The sequence below is a fragment of the Candidatus Tumulicola sp. genome (genome assembly GCA_036490475.1).
Taxonomy (GTDB): domain Bacteria; phylum Vulcanimicrobiota; class Vulcanimicrobiia; order Vulcanimicrobiales; family Vulcanimicrobiaceae; genus Tumulicola.
In genome coordinates this window covers 366,836-383,442 of the sequence record DASXDT010000005.1, presented here as the reverse complement: position 1 = coordinate 383,442, position 16,607 = coordinate 366,836, and the positions used below count along the sequence as shown (strand labels likewise).

13 protein-coding genes and 5 riboswitches are annotated in these 16,607 nt (G+C 56.5%); of the genes, 8 read left to right on the top strand and 5 right to left on the bottom strand.

What is annotated here, in order from left to right; all coding sequences use genetic code 11:
- Nucleotides 1–100: 100 nt before the first annotated feature.
- Entirely contained in the window at nucleotides 101–535 is a 435-nt protein-coding gene (locus VGF98_05425) for a hypothetical protein (protein HEY1681056.1), read from the bottom strand.
- A 166-nt stretch (nucleotides 536–701) separates the two neighbouring features.
- A riboswitch (Fluoride riboswitch) is annotated at nucleotides 702–766 on the top strand.
- Here VGF98_05425 and VGF98_05420 point away from each other — a divergent pair.
- Nucleotides 750–1,256, top strand: a complete 507-nt coding sequence (locus VGF98_05420; protein ID HEY1681055.1) for an NUDIX hydrolase — start codon at nucleotides 750–752, stop codon at nucleotides 1,254–1,256. It overlaps the preceding riboswitch by 17 nt.
- Nucleotides 1,257–1,333: 77 nt before the next feature.
- Here the strand turns inward: VGF98_05420 and VGF98_05415 are convergent, their stop codons facing one another.
- Nucleotides 1,334–2,377, bottom strand: coding sequence for a DUF190 domain-containing protein (locus tag VGF98_05415; GenBank protein HEY1681054.1), 1,044 nt, complete (start codon nucleotides 2,375–2,377; stop codon nucleotides 1,334–1,336).
- Nucleotides 2,378–2,400: 23 nt separating this feature from the next.
- Nucleotides 2,401–2,469: riboswitch (Fluoride riboswitch) on the bottom strand.
- Between the two features lie 388 nt (nucleotides 2,470–2,857).
- A riboswitch (Fluoride riboswitch) is annotated at nucleotides 2,858–2,924 on the top strand.
- 741 nt (nucleotides 2,925–3,665) lie between these two features.
- On the opposite strand from VGF98_05415, the gene VGF98_05410 reads away from it, so the two are divergent.
- Nucleotides 3,666–5,156 (top strand): hypothetical protein, encoded by a 1,491-nt coding sequence (locus VGF98_05410; protein ID HEY1681053.1) that lies wholly within the window; start codon nucleotides 3,666–3,668, stop codon nucleotides 5,154–5,156.
- The gene (locus VGF98_05405) at nucleotides 5,153–6,655 is read left to right on the top strand and encodes a hypothetical protein (GenBank protein HEY1681052.1); all 1,503 of its coding nucleotides are present in this window, start codon (nucleotides 5,153–5,155) and stop codon (nucleotides 6,653–6,655) included. Before VGF98_05410 ends, VGF98_05405 begins: the two co-directional genes overlap by 4 nt.
- Here VGF98_05405 and VGF98_05400 read toward each other — a convergent pair.
- A complete protein-coding gene (locus VGF98_05400) occupies nucleotides 6,644–7,222 on the bottom strand; it encodes a hypothetical protein (protein ID HEY1681051.1) in 579 nt (192 codons plus the stop codon). The two genes, VGF98_05405 and VGF98_05400, sit on opposite strands and share 12 nt — an antisense overlap.
- Complete coding sequence (locus tag VGF98_05395; GenBank protein ID HEY1681050.1) at nucleotides 7,219–8,937, bottom strand: dynamin family protein; 1,719 nt, start codon at nucleotides 8,935–8,937, stop codon at nucleotides 7,219–7,221. The genes VGF98_05400 and VGF98_05395 overlap by 4 nt, the downstream gene beginning before the upstream one ends.
- A 17-nt stretch (nucleotides 8,938–8,954) precedes the next feature.
- Nucleotides 8,955–9,018, bottom strand: a riboswitch (Fluoride riboswitch).
- A gap of 1,277 nt (nucleotides 9,019–10,295) precedes the next feature.
- On the opposite strand from VGF98_05395, the gene VGF98_05390 reads away from it, so the two are divergent.
- The 5 genes from VGF98_05390 (at nucleotide 10,296) to VGF98_05370 (ending at nucleotide 14,299) form a co-directional block, all read left to right on the top strand.
- Nucleotides 10,296–10,913 (top strand): histidine phosphatase family protein, encoded by a 618-nt coding sequence (locus VGF98_05390; GenBank protein HEY1681049.1) that lies wholly within the window; start codon nucleotides 10,296–10,298, stop codon nucleotides 10,911–10,913.
- 140 nt (nucleotides 10,914–11,053) lie between these two features.
- On the top strand, nucleotides 11,054–11,422 hold the full coding sequence (locus VGF98_05385; GenBank protein ID HEY1681048.1) for a DUF190 domain-containing protein: 369 nt from the start codon (nucleotides 11,054–11,056) through the stop codon (nucleotides 11,420–11,422).
- 29 nt (nucleotides 11,423–11,451) lie between these two features.
- Nucleotides 11,452–11,515, top strand: a riboswitch (Fluoride riboswitch).
- A 29-nt stretch (nucleotides 11,516–11,544) separates the two neighbouring features.
- Nucleotides 11,545–11,880, top strand: coding sequence for a DUF190 domain-containing protein (locus VGF98_05380; protein HEY1681047.1), 336 nt, complete (start codon nucleotides 11,545–11,547; stop codon nucleotides 11,878–11,880).
- A gap of 241 nt (nucleotides 11,881–12,121) precedes the next feature.
- Nucleotides 12,122–12,511, top strand: a complete 390-nt coding sequence (gene crcB, locus VGF98_05375; GenBank protein HEY1681046.1) for a fluoride efflux transporter CrcB — start codon at nucleotides 12,122–12,124, stop codon at nucleotides 12,509–12,511.
- A 357-nt stretch (nucleotides 12,512–12,868) separates the two neighbouring features.
- Nucleotides 12,869–14,299, top strand: coding sequence for an alkaline phosphatase family protein (locus tag VGF98_05370; protein ID HEY1681045.1), 1,431 nt, complete (start codon nucleotides 12,869–12,871; stop codon nucleotides 14,297–14,299).
- Nucleotides 14,300–14,740: 441 nt separating this feature from the next.
- On the opposite strand, the gene VGF98_05365 is transcribed toward VGF98_05370, so the two are convergent.
- Complete coding sequence (locus VGF98_05365; protein ID HEY1681044.1) at nucleotides 14,741–16,045, bottom strand: cyclopropane-fatty-acyl-phospholipid synthase family protein; 1,305 nt, start codon at nucleotides 16,043–16,045, stop codon at nucleotides 14,741–14,743.
- Between the last annotated feature and the right edge of the window lie 562 nt (nucleotides 16,046–16,607).

The window sequence follows — 16,607 nt, the reverse complement described above, 5'->3', positions numbered from 1 at the left end:
CAACGTAACGCCAGCGTATTCGTTCGTCAGGAGTCATTGGCCGAATGGCTTTTCGCGAGTTGCACTCGCCGGCGAACTCCTCCGCCGTTGCGGTCACTTTCTATCGTGCCGGTGAGGCTCCTGGTGCCTCACTTTCAATGACAATTGGCGCTTCATCTTCATGGATATCCACGACCTCTTCGTATTTTCGTAGTCGCTCCTTCAGGTATCGAATGCGACGTTGGAGCTCCTTGGAACGCGAAATGAGAATGTCTCGATCGCCAAACATTCCGGCATTGCGAAGACGCTCGATATTGAGGTTGCGCGACGCCTCTTGATATTCAAAGTGCTCGGCCGAATACAGACGTTGCAACTCATAAAGCCTTTCACTCCGGTCGCGCCCACGCCGTTCGCTTTCGGACAAGCGTTCGCGCAGACCGGCACACTCGACTTCTAACGCCGCGATGGATTCGGCATCTTGGCACGCTTTTCTATCCAGCCAGCGCCGGACTCGCTCGGTGAGAGACGCCCACCTTGAGGGACGAGGAACTTCCACAGCGTGGATCTCCAAAGGTGGTAGGAGCCATCATCCTGACGAGCGGTCTAGTGCGCGGCGAGCCCCAACGCCTGGCCGATTTAGGCCTATGCTTAGGATGACGCAAAGCGCTGTCGCGCGCAAGCATATATCGCGAAGGATTGGGTAGAAATGAGGTGAATTCTTAAGTATTCGAGGCGATGGAGCGCCGCCCCAAACCGCCGGCCAACGGCTGATGGCTCCTATTCGAAAGCGAGGATGTCGAATGGGAGCTTTTTCTTTGCCAGCCGACAGTGGCTTGAACGAAGCTGAGACCTACCGCGTTAGAGTGTCGGCCGCCGTCTCGCGAGCGCCAGGCGAATTGCTGATCGTACGCGAGCGGAAGCGGGCGCTTACGGTTCTGAACCTGCCTGGCGGAACGCCGCGAATGGGAGAGACGTTACAGGCGGCGGCCGTTCGCGAGGTTCGCGAAGAGACCGGCTATGATGTCATAACTAGCGAGATTGCCTTCGTCGCGGAGCGGCGAACAGAACGCTGGGGCGGGGCTTATCTGGAAGTTTGCTTTTACGCGCAGATTACGAACCAAGCAGTGCATCCCCAAATGCGTCACGACGGGATTTTCGCTGTCGAATGGTTACCCTTCGAGCACAGCGACGTCCGGCTGCACCTACCGCACGCGGATATGCTCGAGGCTTCCATGCGAGGTCGTTTCCTCGCCGAAAGTCGGGAAAACGCACCATAGTATCGCTTCGCCTGCGATCGACCCGGACGCAGCGAAGCAAACGACTGGGTTTACCGCAATTCGAACGTGCGCCTTTTTCATCGCTTTGCACTAGCGAAGCACCGGCAGCCGGGATGAAATGGGGGAACCGCTTGCTCGTCACGAGTTTGCGATCCCCAGCGAGTGCGACAGGAACCGCAACCTCCTTTATACCCGCCGATCTCGAATTGCTCGGCGCTTGATTTCGCTAAGAGATGGTGCCGGTCGGAAAGTCTAAGAAGCCAGTGCGCTATCACGTCGACCAATGCGAGATCGGTTGCGATGGCGCTCGGTAGTGCAATTGGTGCGAAGTCGTGAATGTCCTCTGGACCCTTGCGGAGGTACGCGCTCTGACTGAGATGGCGCAAACCGTCGCGGAGAAGGGCCGCAGTGAGTCCGGTACTATCGACCGTGGGCCGGGTACGAATGGACTCGTCAACACGCCCCACACGAGTCCGGACGAGCCGGGCGACCATAGGGAGAGTCAACCATAGCGCAGCGTTCCACTCTGCGGACGGTCCTAGGGTGAAAGCCCAGAGTGGCGGTCGTTCGCGCGTTACGAGCAAATGATCGCGGTACCTGGCCAACGGCCCACGCCACAAGTTCAGCCCTAGAAGGCAGGCTGCAATATCCGAGCCGGCATGCGCGGAACCGACCGCGTCATTTATAAGTTTTCTGTCGTGGCGCGCAAGCTCATGAAAGAGTTCGAACACCGTCGCGTCGGGTTCCCGGCGTCCTCGAGCGGCTAAGTCGTGTTGGTTTTCGAATCCTGGATTCAAAGTTAGAACTTTTATACGAACGCGCTCTGTCGTAATGAGGCCGCTCGACATCATAGCTCGCAGCGTTGGAATGGCGGAGCGCACTTTGTGGTCGCTATCGATTACTTCGATGACGACGGGCAGGCGTTTGGGGGTATCTCGTGCCCGCGACGAACGAATTTCGCCGGAACCGCCGTACCCTTCGATGCCTCTCAATACGGTAGCGCCAGCAAAACCCTGAGAACGCAATTCCTCGACGATGGCTACGTAGAGTAAATCCTTCCCATGGCGCACGTCTTCGCTCAGGTAAATTCGCATCAGGGTGACGCGCTGCCGGACGTTCAATTAACTGCTCCTCATAAACTGCGATTTATGTAGGAGCCATCAGCCAGTCTGCCCGGCGGTTACATCGGCGGCGCTCCATCGCCCGGACTTGTTTTAGATCGTGCGTACCCTAAGGTTTTGGGATGCTCAAAAACTGCACCTGTTCAACGGCGACGGGCCCGTCTGTGACCGCTTCCCGGCCGTGTGAAAGCACTGATGCAATCCTTTCGGGTAGGTCGACAACCTCGTCGATGATCGGCAATGTTGGCGACGCCAGTGAAGGGCTGCTCTATGCGGGTTATGCCCTCTGCCGACCTGTTGGACTCCGCGAAAGGTGGTTGTGCCTGCTACATGCCGCGAGCGAAACCGCTCAATAACAGCGGCATAAACTGCCGTTTTGAAAATCTCGCACTGCTCTCAGGCGGGCCTTCAACTCACGCGGTTCTGCGTCCTATCGAGCACCACTGTATAACGAGGAGACGATGCGTGCGTCGGCAAAGGCACAGTTCAGGCGATGGAGCGCCGCCCGCAACCGCCGATCGAATCGGCTGATGGCTCCTATACTCTAAGAAACGAGAGAGAGGAGCCTTGCGTTGCAAGAACCGCACGCCACGATCGCAAACGTATTTCCCGATATTCCTCAGGAAGAACGCACGACACTCGCGCGCTCACCCGGTGCATACAGTAGCACGGATGTCGCCGCCTGTTTAATCGGGCTCGACCTTTGGCGGGAGCCTCTCGCACGGTACAGAGATTATTGCGTTGCCTCGGGTGAGCGCCCGCATCTATGGATGTTCGCCCTCCGACCATCGGCACACTTGGATTTATCGCGTTGGCGATCGCTTTCGATTGCGGCGCGGTTGGTACGTTCACGTGCCGGTGACCTCAATCGCATGATTGTCGCGCGGGCCACGGCGTGGAGTCTAGATATGCGAGCTTCGACGTATCGATCCGGACTGAAAGCCTTAATGGAACATGGATGGACCGCGAGAACAGGCCCAGAAAAGTATCGTTTCGCCGCGGTTGCATCGCCCGAGGAGCTCGTCACAGATCTCGCGCTCGTGGAAATCATCGGAAACTGGTTGTGGCGGCTCGCCGATCGCGAGCGCCTTTTAACCCATATTCGGTGCGCGAGCTTTGACGTCCATGGATACGATGGTTCGTGCACCTTGTGTCGCGAGCGCTGGGGCCAGCGTGAGCGAAGTCTTCACTGGATTCCGCCGTTCCATCCAGGCTGCCGTTGCTTCGCGCAGCCGCGCTACGCCTAACGGCAATGGAGTTTCACAGCATTCTTTCACTCGATGACGTCGTGGTAGCCACCGAGGAACCGGCATATTTTCGAGATCTCAACTTGGATCAGATCGTCGTCGCAGTCGCAAAGCGCGCACCCGAGTTCGATGTCACGCCCTTCTTTTACGAAAGTCTGACCTCGAGTGCGGCAATACGATATCGTCAGGAAATCGCACGCGATCTCGAGCGCGAGGATGTACGCAGTATCGTGGCCGAGTTTTGCGCCGGAATGACGAGCATGCGCGAGCAACTTCGGCAAGCCGACGAATTGCGAAATGCCGACCAAACCGCACGATGGTTCGCTCGGTCGGTCGAGACGTATTGCGGTTGCGTACGCAAGCTAGCAGCATCGCTTGCCCTTGCCAATCCGCAATCCCAAGGCTTGTCCATGCTCATGAAATACCTCGATCAGTATGTGACCTCTAACGGATTTACCAGCCTATCGGACGGCGGGCAGCGCGTCGCAGAAGCGCTCGGCGCAATCCAGTATAATCTGACCGTCGGCAGCGGGTCAGTCACGGTCAGACGATACGAATCGCAACCGGATTATACCGCCGAAATCACGGCCATCTTTGAAAAGTTCCGACAAGGAAACGTCACAGCTCATCTAACGACTTTCTACGAGCGGCCGTATCTGAACCACGTAGAAGAGCAGATCCTTGCCGGCGTCGCCACGTTGTTTCCAATCGAATTCGGCGCCTTACGGACGTTTGCCGCAGAACACGGGGATTTCAACGACCCCTTAGTCCAGCGATTCGATCGCGAAGTCCGCTTTTATCTTGCCTACCTCGAACACGTATCAGAACTAGCCGCTATCAGCGGCCTGAATCTCTGCTACCCCGATCTCGCCGAGTCAGATAAAGCCCTGTATGCGACCGATACGTTTGACCTAGCTCTAGCCACTAGCTTAGCCAATACTGAAGGCTCGATCGTCTGCAACGACTTCCATCTAGAAGAATGCGAGCGAGTCTTCGTTATATCTGGGCCGAACCAAGGTGGTAAAACGACGTTCGCGAGAACGTTTGGGCAGTTGCATCATTTGGCCATGTTGGGACTACCGGTACCCGGCTCCAGCGCGAGGCTCTTTATTTTTGACCGTATCTTCACCCATTTCGAGCGTGTGGAAAGCGCCGAGACGCTGCGCGGCAAATTGCAGGACGATCTTATTCGGGTACGCGATCTTCTTGCGGTCGCTACGTCACGCAGCATCATTATCATGAACGAGATCTTCAGCTCGACCACCGTCGAAGACGCGATTACTCTGGCGACGAAGACCTTCGATCGTATTATTGCCCTGGACGCGCTGTGCGTCTGCGTGACATTCTTGATTGAATTGTCGAGGCTAGGGCCGTCTGTCGTTAGCTTGGTAAGCGAAGTCGTCGACGGGCACACCGAAGCTCGAACGTTTAAACTTCGACGAGCTCCCGCTGGCGGCCGTTCATATGCCGAATCGATTGCCGAGAAGTACGGCTTGACGTACGCATCTCTCAAGAAGCGACTCCCATCGTGAAACCTCATCTGCTGTTCGCCGACCGAGACATCAGCGCAGAGACGACACCCTCGCTCTCTTCTACCGCGTCTATAGCTGATCTGGACTTGCGCACGCTTTTCGCCGCAATGTCTGCCGGCGATGCCATCGTCGCGTCCGTGCTCCCGAAGGTGATTATGCAATCATTAACCGACGTTGCAGCGATTGAGTACCGGCAGTGCGCCCTTAAAGATTGTATCGACCGAGAAGACGTTGTGCGAGCTATCTTTGCGCTGGCCGATAGCGTGGTTGAAGGAGCCCACAAAGGGTTCTTTTCGCTCGGCCGATCGCCGAGCTCCTTGCTATACCGCTGCAGCGGGTTGCTGCAGTTCCTAGCGAAATCATTGCGTAGCTTACGCGCGATTGCCGACGACCATCTTAACGATTTCACTTCCGAGGCGTTTCGGACGCTCTTTACGATGCTGCACGCAGAACTGGCCGACGACTATCTTTCTTCCGTCGAACGGTATCTTTACGAAATGTCGTTTCGAAGTGGCCTGGAAATGAGCGCTCATCTCGGCGAAGGAAATAAGGCCGGGGACTACGTGCTTCGCGGACCTGCAAGAACGGACGGGGGCTGGTTCGCGCGTTGGTTCGACACCGCAGATCGAAACCGATATACGTTTCACATTCACGAGCGAGACGAAGCGGGGTTGCGAGCATTGTCCGAGCTACGCGATCGGGGACTGAACTTAGTTGCCAACGCGATCTCGCAATCTTGCGATCATCTGGTGAGCTTTTTTTTCGTCTTGCGGGCAGAACTGGCGTTTTACGTTGGATGCCTGAACTTGCTTGTTCGATTGCGCGAGCTGGACGTTCCCATTTGCTTTCCGCAAGTACGTGCTGCCGAAGATGATGTCTTCCAAATAAAGAAACTGTACGATCCGTGTTTGGTGTTGAACACGGGTAGCAGCGTGGTTACTAACACAGTCGATGCCGGTGGTAAAGATCTCGCAATCATCACGGGGGCCAACCAGGGCGGCAAGTCCACGTTCTTGCGTAGCGTGGGGCTCTTCTATCTCATGATGCAGTGCGGCATGTTCGTCTCGGCTTCCTCAGCACAGGCCTCCCTTTGCACTGGTCTGTTCACGCATTACCGACGCGAAGAGGACGCTGCAATGACGAGCGGTAAGCTGGATGAAGAGCTGCATCGTCTAAGCGACATTATCGATACTGTGGGGCCACACACGGTCATGCTCTTCAACGAATCCTTTTCATCCACGAACGAGCGTGAAGGCGCTGAGGTCGCCCGCCAGATTGTAACGGCGCTTCTGGAGGCAAAGGTTCGCGTGTTCTTTGTGAGCCATCAGTACGAGTTCGCACGTGCATACTTCGGAAAACCGGACGTCCTTTTTCTGCGCGCAGAGCGGCTGGACGACGGGACGCGAACGTTCAAACTCGTCGAAGCTGCCCCGGAGCGAACGAGTTACGGCGCCGATGTCTATCGAGTGATTTTTGGTGAGGCTAGCTCAAGCGCCTAAGAGCGTCGCAATGTGCGTGCGGGCTAAGTTGAGGATAGCTCGATCCATCAGGTGTCGTCGGGCATCCTCGACTTCGGCGGCGATCGCTTCCCTGAGATCCCGTTCGACTTGCACAAGACACCTTGTGACGATCGATTCTGTTTCGCCGACATCGATTGTGACATGGGGAACATCCGGAGTTACGATACGTGGGGCCGCTATGCGGCGGGGCTTCACCCGGCACGGATGTTCCGTCCCGTTTTCGGCCAAAAAGCGTTCTTCAGCAGCTACAACTGCGTCGATGTAAATTGAAAAGCGCGCACAGAAACGGAGCGCCACGTTCGCAAAGACCTTTTCCCAGCACCGTCCTATCGTTTGCTCGGCTGCTTGCAGCACCACATTGCGCCGAAGGAACGGATCGAGACTGCCGAGCGATTCAAGGGCTTCTCGCAACTCTGTTTCAGCTTCGCGCAGCGGTCGCGCGAGAAACCGCTCGACTTCGGTTAGGTCTTCGATGCAGCCGTGGTCGAGGACGCGCGCCGCAGCGCGCTCGGCGTCACGAAGCCGGGCTACGCTCTCCGGTTTCATGGCGCAGCCTCTGCAATCGAGATATCGAAGGTTCCAATCCATTCTCGCAACGTCTCGAGCTTGCATCGAACGGTTTCCATGCGCCGAACGGCTTCGTCGTCGGGACGATCCGTCGTAGGTTGTTCGAAGGCGCTTAGCACGATCTCGCGCGCGGTCCGGAGCGACGAACGGATAGCATCTCGCGTGCAACGCCGCCACAATTCCAATTCATTCGCAATGCCGTGGCGGAATTTGCCCTTCGCCGCATCTAACTCTTGCTCCAGCAGACGCTCATAGCGCCGTCGTAACAATGGCATTCGAAGCACTGGCGGTAGCGCGCCTATGACCGCCCCGGCGAGCAACTCGAGGGCGGTCGTCGGTACGAAAGACGTGATGAGTTCGAGATTGGGCGGCTCGAAATGCACGTCGTCCAAGACCAGCGAACTGGCGTCGAGGCTCGCGGCTTCCAGGCCCGCTTTCCACATCGACGCTTCGATTTCGTAGGCCATACGTGCGTACGTATCGGCAGAAATTCGCAGTGCAGCATCGGCCAGTGCCCGGGTTTCCTGACGCCATTCGTTGAGAATGGCCTCAAGCATCTTTCCGAACGCGCCTTCACGAGCATCGCGCGGCAGAGCGGCCATTCCTTCCGCGTTTGCGCGGAATGCCGGGAGAGCAAAGCCATACAGACCATCGAGGGATTCGTCGAGTTCTGCGCGCAGCTGTCGAACGTCGTCGTTCATCGCCAATTCGAGCAATCGGGAGCGGTCGTCAAGTAGCTGCAAGGATTGCTCGAGTGCGTCTCGCCGATGCAGTCGTTCCTCGGTGGGCATGTTCAACATCGAGAGCCGCAAGGACGCAACGACGTCCAAGCGTTCGACTATACGAAGGGATCGACGTCGAAGCGATACTAAACGCGTCTGTGGCCAGGATTGGGCGACGAATGAGCGCAGTGCCGCTTCGAGGCGGGTGAACTCGGGATCTTCCGACTCAGCAATCTGCGCTGTTCGAGCTTTCGTCGCGCTGACAGACAACACGTCGGTCTCGCAAGAAACGGTCTGACGCAGCTGGATACGCGTGAAATCTAACACTTCGTCCAAGGCGTCGCCAGCTAAATCGGACTTGTTCACGACGACGAACAACTTTTCCGACGATGCCAGCACCTTACGCGCGTACTCGAGTTCCTCAAGCGAGATTGGAGGTTCCGGTCCGACGACTAATATTGCCGCGTCCGCGCGCGGCAAGGTCGCCAATGCTGTTGCCGTATTATGTTCGTATACGGAGCCTACTCCAGGCGTATCGAACAGCGAAATGCCGCGCAAGATGTCTGCTGGGAAATAGACGTCGACTCGCTCGACACCAAGAGCGTTTCTTGCATTAAACTTTTCCGTTACGAAAAGCGCAAGATCCGCCGGCGCAATGCGGCGCGCCTGCGGCTCTCCATGCATCCGGACTTCGATCAGCAGACATTCACCGTATCGTATAGCCGTCGTGACCCCTGTCAGGGGGAGTGCACCGGTAGGCAAAAGATCACAGCGCAGAAACGCGTTGATTAACGAACTTTTCCCGCGTTTGAACTGCCCTGCAATGACGACATTGATCGCCGAGCCGGGGATTTGCTCTGCGAGGTCGAGCGCGAGATGTTCGGACGACGGATCGTGCAGTTCGTAGGCGAGATCGGCCAGTGACTGCACAGCGTTGAGGAGCGAATCGGGCGGCCGTATTTTGGCGCTCACGTCGTAGCGAGGTCTCCATTCGAACAGGAGCCATCAGCCACGATGCGGCGGTTTAGGCGGCGCTCCATCGCCTACCGAGCTGATTCGGCCGCCGCCATTCCGGTCCTCTCCGCGTGAGCGCCGGTCGATAATTCGTGCCACGACGATGAAGAACGGAATTGCGGCGAGCTGGACGAGTACGCAGAACGCGACCAGTAACGGTAAGGACCTGGAATAGAGAACGCCGATTGCAATACTTCCAAGAAACCAAGCCACGCCGTAAAGGCCGGTGAACACGCCGTACGCCGTCGCGCGATTCTCTGGGTGGACCATTCGAGCGACGGCTGCCGGAATGATCGATTCGTGAACGCCCATGCCGATGCCCCAAAGTGCCGCACCGACAATTGCAGGCCAGAAGCCACCCAGAAAGACGAGCGGCGCCGATATTGCGCTTAGAATCGTCAACGGAACTAATATAGTGAGCCCGGTACGGTCAAAGAGGCGTCCGAAGAGCAGTGACCCTAGTCCGCTCGTCGCCATCGCGATAGCATAGGCGATCGGAAGCCATGTGGTCATACCGAGATGCCGCTGAAAGTGAAACGCGATGAGAGGGTAGTCGGCAAAACCGGCCGCCACCAGTATCGCTCCCGACAGATACAGAATGAGCGCCGGGTCGCGTCGAGCGCGAGCGACAGGGGTTCGTTCGGGCCTTTCAAAGTCGTGCGGTCGCGGATAAATAACACGCGCCGCGATGACGGCAACGATCGTAACGACTGCCGGAGCCGCTAAGACGACGAACGCCGCCCGAAACGCATGATGCGTCGCTAGGACCAGCGCCACAAGCAGCGGACCAATCAACGCTCCGAGCTGGTCGAGCGCCTCGTGCACTCCAAAGCCGTAGCCATAACCAACTTCCTTGGCGGCGTACGAAATCATGACGTCGCGTGGGGGATTGCGCACCGCTTTACCGACTCGCTCGAGGACGATGAGCACTGCAGCAGTTTGCCAATTGGTTGCGAGTGCCAAGAGCGGAACGGAGCTCATCTGAAGAACATATCCTGCGATCGTGATAAGCCAAAAACGACCTGTCCGCTGCGCCAATGGCCCAGAGACGAGCCGTAGACCGTAGCCCAGCAGTTCTCCGAAGCCAGCAACGATGCTGATGAGCACTGCACTCGCGCCGAGGAGTCCTAAGTACGGGCCTGCAATGCTCCGCGAGCCTTCGTACGTAAAGTCAGCAAAGAGGCTGACGACGCCCAAAACAATGATGAATCGGAGGGCCCGTTTCGTTGATTTCAAGCAGTACTCCCGAGCCGAGCAGGTCGAGACTTCCTCGCTATTTTACGTCTCCGCAACCTCAACGTTCTGCAACTTTTGGCGTGACCGTTCTTCTCGCGAGACACGGTGAGGTCGAAGGAATTTCGCCCGAGCGATTTCGCGGGCGCACCGATGTCGAGCTTACAGAACGAGGGCTGCAGCAAGCTACCGCGCTCGCGCGGGCAGTTGTGGCGGCCGGCACGCCGAGCGCTATTTACGCAAGTCCTCTACGGCGCTGCATTGCGACTGCTGCTAAGATTTCAGAACTATGCGGACTCGAATCGAAAGTAGCCGAATGCCTCACGGATATTGACTACGGCGAATGGCAATGGCAAACGGTTGAAGAACTCAGCCGTCGAGATCCCGATGCTTTGGCTCGCTGGTATAGCGCCCCGGACGAGGTGAGGTTTCCCGGAGGTGAAAGCCTGCAGGACGTCGGCGTTCGAGCAGCTGACGCGTTACGACTTATGCGTTCGTTCTTTCCGGGCAATCGCGTCGTATTCGTTACGCATGACACCGTCATCCGCGTGTTGTTACTCTATGCGCTCAGCGCGCCACTCGCGTCCTACTGGAAGCTCGCTCAAGCACCATGCGCATTAAACGAGCTTGTGTTGACCGAAATGGGAACTCGGCTCGAACGTATGAACGACACAGAGCACCTGAATAGCTTAGCCGACTAACGTCCTGGGAAGATAAGCCCACCTCGCGCCTCCCCAAGGCCGCAATGTCTGCAGACTCGAATGTGACCGGAGCTCAGCACGTGCTCTGAGTGACAAGAAGCTGCCCAGGGTGTATCATACGAGCGGAACGAGGTTAGGTGATGGACGGGTTCAAGCAAGGCCGATTGCTGCGCATCTTCGTCGACGAGACGGACCGCCATGGGATTGAACCGATGTACACAGCAGTAGTCGAGCTGTTGCGTTCCAAGCACGTGGCCGGCGCCACAGTCTTTCGCGGTATTGAGGGTTTCGGGCAACATCGTGAGATTCACCTCGCAAAGATATTTTCGTGGCTTCCAAATCTGCCGGTCCTCATCGAAGTCGTCGATGACGCCGACAAAATTGAAGCACTCATTCCCGAATTGGAATCCTTCGTAGGTGAAGGACTAATCACGCTAGAGGCCGCTGAATACCTGAAGCTCTCGCGCTCGGGTAAGCGAACAGCCAACAAGCCCGAATCCCCTGCCTGACGAGGTGGCGGCACGCGGGGCGCGAAGAGTTCTTTCAAGGCGATGGAGCGCCGCCTTTACCCGCCGCTAGCGGCTGATGGCTCCTATTGACGAAGCACACGCCTTCAGATAGGAGCTTTTTTATGGACGCGATGCAGACCGCTACCCTAATGCGGATCTTCGTCGACGAGGGCGAGCGCTACCACAAGAAACCATTGTTCATGGCAATCGTCGACGAGCTGCGCGATCGCGGATTCGGCGGAGCCACGGTCCTTCGCGGCATCGAAGGTTTCGGAAGTCACGAGCGCGTGCATTCGATGCGTGTGATCGACAGCGCCTCAAGCCTGCCAATTCTTATCGAGGTTGCGGAAACCGAGGAGAAAATACGAGAAACCGTTCCCAAACTACGCGAGATGATTCCAGATGGGCTGATCACCTTAGAACGAATTCAAATGCGCATCCTGTGCGCGAAGCGCTGAGCCGCAACATGATGTGCGCGCCCTCGTATGACAAAGTATAGACGTCTTGTGCGTCACCTCCATTCCGAGCAGTATGCCCGAATAGTTGCGACAAACGGGCCGCTCGTAGTCGCGAACCACACTGCATGTCGTTGGCCATCATTTGTGATGGCGAGCTGCGGTACACCCTCACGACAGATCGGAATACCGCGGGCGTTCGATTTTATTTTCGTCGCATCCTTGATGCGATGAGGCAGTCAAAATGATAGAGCCTCGCGCTATCGTGCTCGTAGCGATCGGAGCTTCCATCGGGGGTGTGCTGCGGTACGTCGTAGGACAGCTATTTTTTCAGCGCTTTGGACCTGGCTTTCCTTATGGGACCTTGTTTATTAACGTGACTGGGAGTTTTCTTATCGGGATTATTGCTGAACTCGCGGCGTCGCGGGCGATGGGCGCCACCCCGGCCGTCCGAATCTTCGCCGCAACGGGCATACTTGGGGGCTATACGACATTCTCCACGTTCGCACTCGATGGCGTGACCCTTGCTGAGCAGGGATGGTTAATTCCGACCATCTACGTTGCGCTATCTATCGTCCTCGGGCTGACCGGCGCCGCGCTTGGCGGATCTTGTGTGCGCCTGGCAATTCGCTGAACTCCGCTTAACCGATAGGACGTGAATGTTGTCGAGGAACGTTGAAACTGCGCGATCAAAAGACTGTTCTTCGAGTGCGCTAGGGGCGGCTTGCCTTGAACCAGCTCGCAGCAAGACAGTTCCTTGTGTGGGCCGGCCGACTTGTCGAACGCCCGTACGGCGGGGATCAGCTCCTTACAAGCGTCGCACCGAGTGCGCTTGATGATGCCTTACGATTTTCGCAACTACCTAGTCCGAAGGATCACCAACCGAGCAGAGGGCTTGCCGCCAACAGTCAAGCGGCTCAAAGGAATTTTGCTCAACGCAGTAGCATGCAAAATCATAATGACTGGAGGCAACGTGCTACCGCGAATTCTCTTGAAGCGGCTCTCTATACTCGTTTTGGCAGCCCTAACCGCCTGCAATTCTTCATATACGCAAACGAGTCCCGGCTCTCCAAGAATAACGGGAAGCTTCGAACGTCACTCCATCGGATCGACACCGATTCAACACGTCATCGTTATCATGCAGGAAAACCGCAGCTTCAATAATTTATTCTATGGCTTTCCAGGCGCGGAATCGGCCGGAAGTGGCATGGGCCACGGTAAGCGGTATAAGCTTCAAGAGATACCGCTCACCTGGCCGTACGAAATGACCCATTCACACGCGGAGTTCCTCGAAGACTATGATCAGGGCAAGAGCGACGGCTTCGACGGATACATCGTCGGCAACAAAGACTCTGGTTCGGTATGCACCAAGGTTAACGCATACAACGAACCGCAATGTTGGGTGATCTCGAAGAACGAAAAGTTCAAACAGATGGCATTTTCTTATGTACAACATTCCGACATTCAACCGTACTGGACAATGGCCCGAGAATACGCGCTTGGCGATAATACTTTTTCCTCTAACAATGGCCCAACGTTTCCTTCCCACCAGTACATGGTTGCTGGTCAATCCGGCCATGCAACTGAGGTGCCCAATGGCCCGCAGTGGGGCTGCAACGCTCAGGACAAGTCAACGACAGTCAATTTACTGGCGTATGGCCAAGCGACGCCGGCCGTATTTTCAAAGTTGACCGGTCATGAAATTCCGGGACCGTTCCCGTGCTTCACGTATGCGACGATCGTCGGCAGTCTCGACGCAGCCGGCGTTACATGGAAATATTACACGCAAGAGGCGGACTCTGGAAGCAACCTGGATCCGTTCAAAGCCAATAATCCAATCTGGACAGGCCCCGATCGAGCGAACATCATTACACCCGACACGGTGGTCCTCAAGGATATCGCGAGCAATAATTTAGCCAATGTATCGTGGGTCACCCCGAGCGGGCATAAGTCCGATCACCCCGGGGAAGTGCCAGGTAATTTAGGCCCGTCTTGGGTTGCATCGATCGTCAACGCTGTCGGTGAGAGTCAGTATTGGAACAGCACTGCGATCATTATTATGTGGGACGAGTGGGGTGGGTGGTTCGATCCGGTTCGTCCGAAACAATACTCGGATCCCGAGACCAGAGCGTTTGAGGGTCTCGGATATCGTGTTCCGGTGATCGTCGTTTCGCCGTACGCAAAAGCTGGATACGTTTCACACCAGCAACACGAGATCGCGAGCACTGCACGGTTCATCGAAGAAACATTTGGCTTACCGTTTATCGGCTCGCACCATAAATACGCCGATCAACGGGCCGATGGGTTCGATGATATGTTCGATTTCACGCAGCAGCCAATCCCGTTCGTGCCCATTAAGGCCGGCGAGGACGCTCGATATTTCCTGACGCACGCTGACGACACGCCTGGAGACACCTACTAGCGACCAATCGCGGGCGGCGACGATCATCAATCCGCGTTCATCACCATGCTTCACTTGGCCGTCGTCAGCGGGCGTCGGCGATTCAGAAGCGCGACGTTCGCAAAGAAATATCCTTGGCCGCATATTCATCTAGTCTAATGGGTAGCGCACCTAACCGAACCTCGGCGCTTGCTGTTCGCTGCGCGTTTACTCGCTGAGACCCAGCCGGGACGAGGCTGAGCCGCATTCTTCACCGCTTCGTATGCAAGAGCTCGTCGGATACCGCGTGAACGCTGGCGATGCTCGAGAAGGGCACAATTTCCGAAACGACGCGTTCGGCGTTAATGCTAAGCGCAACGAAGTCGCTACCGAGGAATGTTACTTCGCCGCTTATGGGTTTCCCAGAAGTCAGTTCAAACGTTACACGCGTCGATTTCATTGCGAATAGTAAACGTTCGAGGTTCAAACTGTTCTCCTCTCGAATGATTCGATAGGTGCTCGGTAAATGTCGCGTCGTGTCGCCGGGATGTCTAGGCTGCCGGTATTGTCGGGCCGGCCAAGCAAAACTTGATAAAGTCCCAGCCGTCCTGACCGAAAACCCTGTGCGCTGCCAGCCATGTACAGCCTCCAAGCGCGATACGTTTGCTCTCCCGCCACGGAAATGGCACGCTCACGGTTGCGCTCGAGACTTGCTACCCACATTGCAAGGGTCCGCACATAATGCTGTCTGAGGTTCTCGACATCACGAATTTCGAACCCAACGGATTCAGCGATACGCAATGCCTCAGATATTCGCAGCAGGTCACCGTCTGGAAAAATAAATCGACCGATGAAACTTCGCTCTGCATTATCTCGTGTTGAAACATTTTGATTCGCGATCCCATGATTAAGAAATAGCCCCCCTGGGCGTAAGGCCGCAAATGCTGCTTTGAAGTAGGTTTTGAGATTGCGGCGTCCGACATGCTCGAACATGCCAACGCTAACGGCCTTGTCGAAAGTCTCGTCCTTAAGCTCCCGATAATCGCATAGGCGTACGTCAGCACGCGCGCCTTCGGCGGCAACACGCCGGCGAGCTTCTTGAAACTGCGGCTCGCTCAACGTGATGCCGGTTGCCCTTGCACCAAACACGGATGAAGCTCGCACGACGAGACCGCCCCAACCGCAGCCGATGTCCAGAATGCGCTCGTTTCGCTCCAAGCGAATCTTTCGGAAGATGTGGTCGATTTTTGCCCTCTGAGCGGCGTCAAGAGTCTCTATACCTTCGTCGAAGTACGCACATGAGTACGTAAGACTATCGTCGAGGAACGTCTGATAGAATTCGATCGGAAGATCGTAGTGAAATCCGATAGCCGCTCTATCGCGTTCAAGGGTATGCGCACGGCCGTGAAGACGGGCCTCGCGCAATAGGGCGATTGGACTTCGCGGAAGCCGACGCGCCAGACTCATTATTCGGAACGCGCGTAAGGTATCGACTGCGGTCACCTGCAATAGCGCATCGATTGCCAGCTCCAGATCGCCTTCAACATCTATCAGACCTGCGACAAAAGCCCGTCCTCCACCGAGGTCGACTGGTCGCCTTAGCATTTCGCGCAGCGCCGCGGGATGTTTGATGTGGAGCGTGAACCGCGCTAGGGGTCCACATGCGGTTACGATTGTTCCGTTCCATAATTTGACACCGAAATCGCGAGCGAACGCGTCCCCGAATAGTAGGCGCAGTAAATCGAGCGCCAACTCCGCATAGCGGTCGCGCGGCTCAAGTCCGTTCAACAGGACTGCCTATCCTCGAGTTGGCACTGCAACGGCGGTCTCTGCACTTTGCCAGCGCGCCTGCGCGTATAGTCAGGAGGCAGGCAGCTTAGCGCCATGCAGCCCTGCTCAGCAAGACCATGCCACGGAAAGGTTAAGAGGATAGCCACAATTCGCCAACTCCATGCTAAGGCACCGAAGTAGGAGCCGTCATCCCTCTCGGGCTTACGCGAGCTCCATCGCGAATCTGTGTCGAAGGTATTCGGTTGCATCCCGCCTCTGTTCCTCTACGCCGAAAGCTGCGGTCGATGGCATAAAGCAGGCGCAGACACGATGGCGCCAAGAGCGGCTCGTCAGCCGTGTGTCGGCCGGTTGCGAGAAGAGGGTAGTCGACGACAGCCGCTCGTAGCCTAGTCTTGCTCAAGATACTCTTAGAACGAGGTTCGAGCGGAATCGAGTCCAGTAAGTTGCTGCCGCCACGCATCGGCGACCTAGGTCAGACGGTAGTGCCGGATTATAGTCCTAACGTGGCACAGAAAGGTGCAACAATCTCGAAACGAATGGTGCAGACGATTTTCTACAA

Coding starts and splice junctions, on each gene's coding strand:
- VGF98_05385 (HEY1681048.1), top strand. CDS start 11,054: ATGGACGGGTTCAAGCAAGGCCGATTGCTGCGCATCTTCGTCGACGAG.
- VGF98_05380 (HEY1681047.1), top strand. CDS start 11,545: ATGGACGCGATGCAGACCGCTACCCTAATGCGGATCTTCGTCGACGAG.
- VGF98_05420 (HEY1681055.1), top strand. CDS start 750: ATGGCTCCTATTCGAAAGCGAGGATGTCGAATGGGAGCTTTTTCTTTG.
- crcB (HEY1681046.1), top strand. CDS start 12,122: ATGATAGAGCCTCGCGCTATCGTGCTCGTAGCGATCGGAGCTTCCATC.
- VGF98_05400 (HEY1681051.1), bottom strand. CDS start 7,222: ATGAAACCGGAGAGCGTAGCCCGGCTTCGTGACGCCGAGCGCGCTGCG.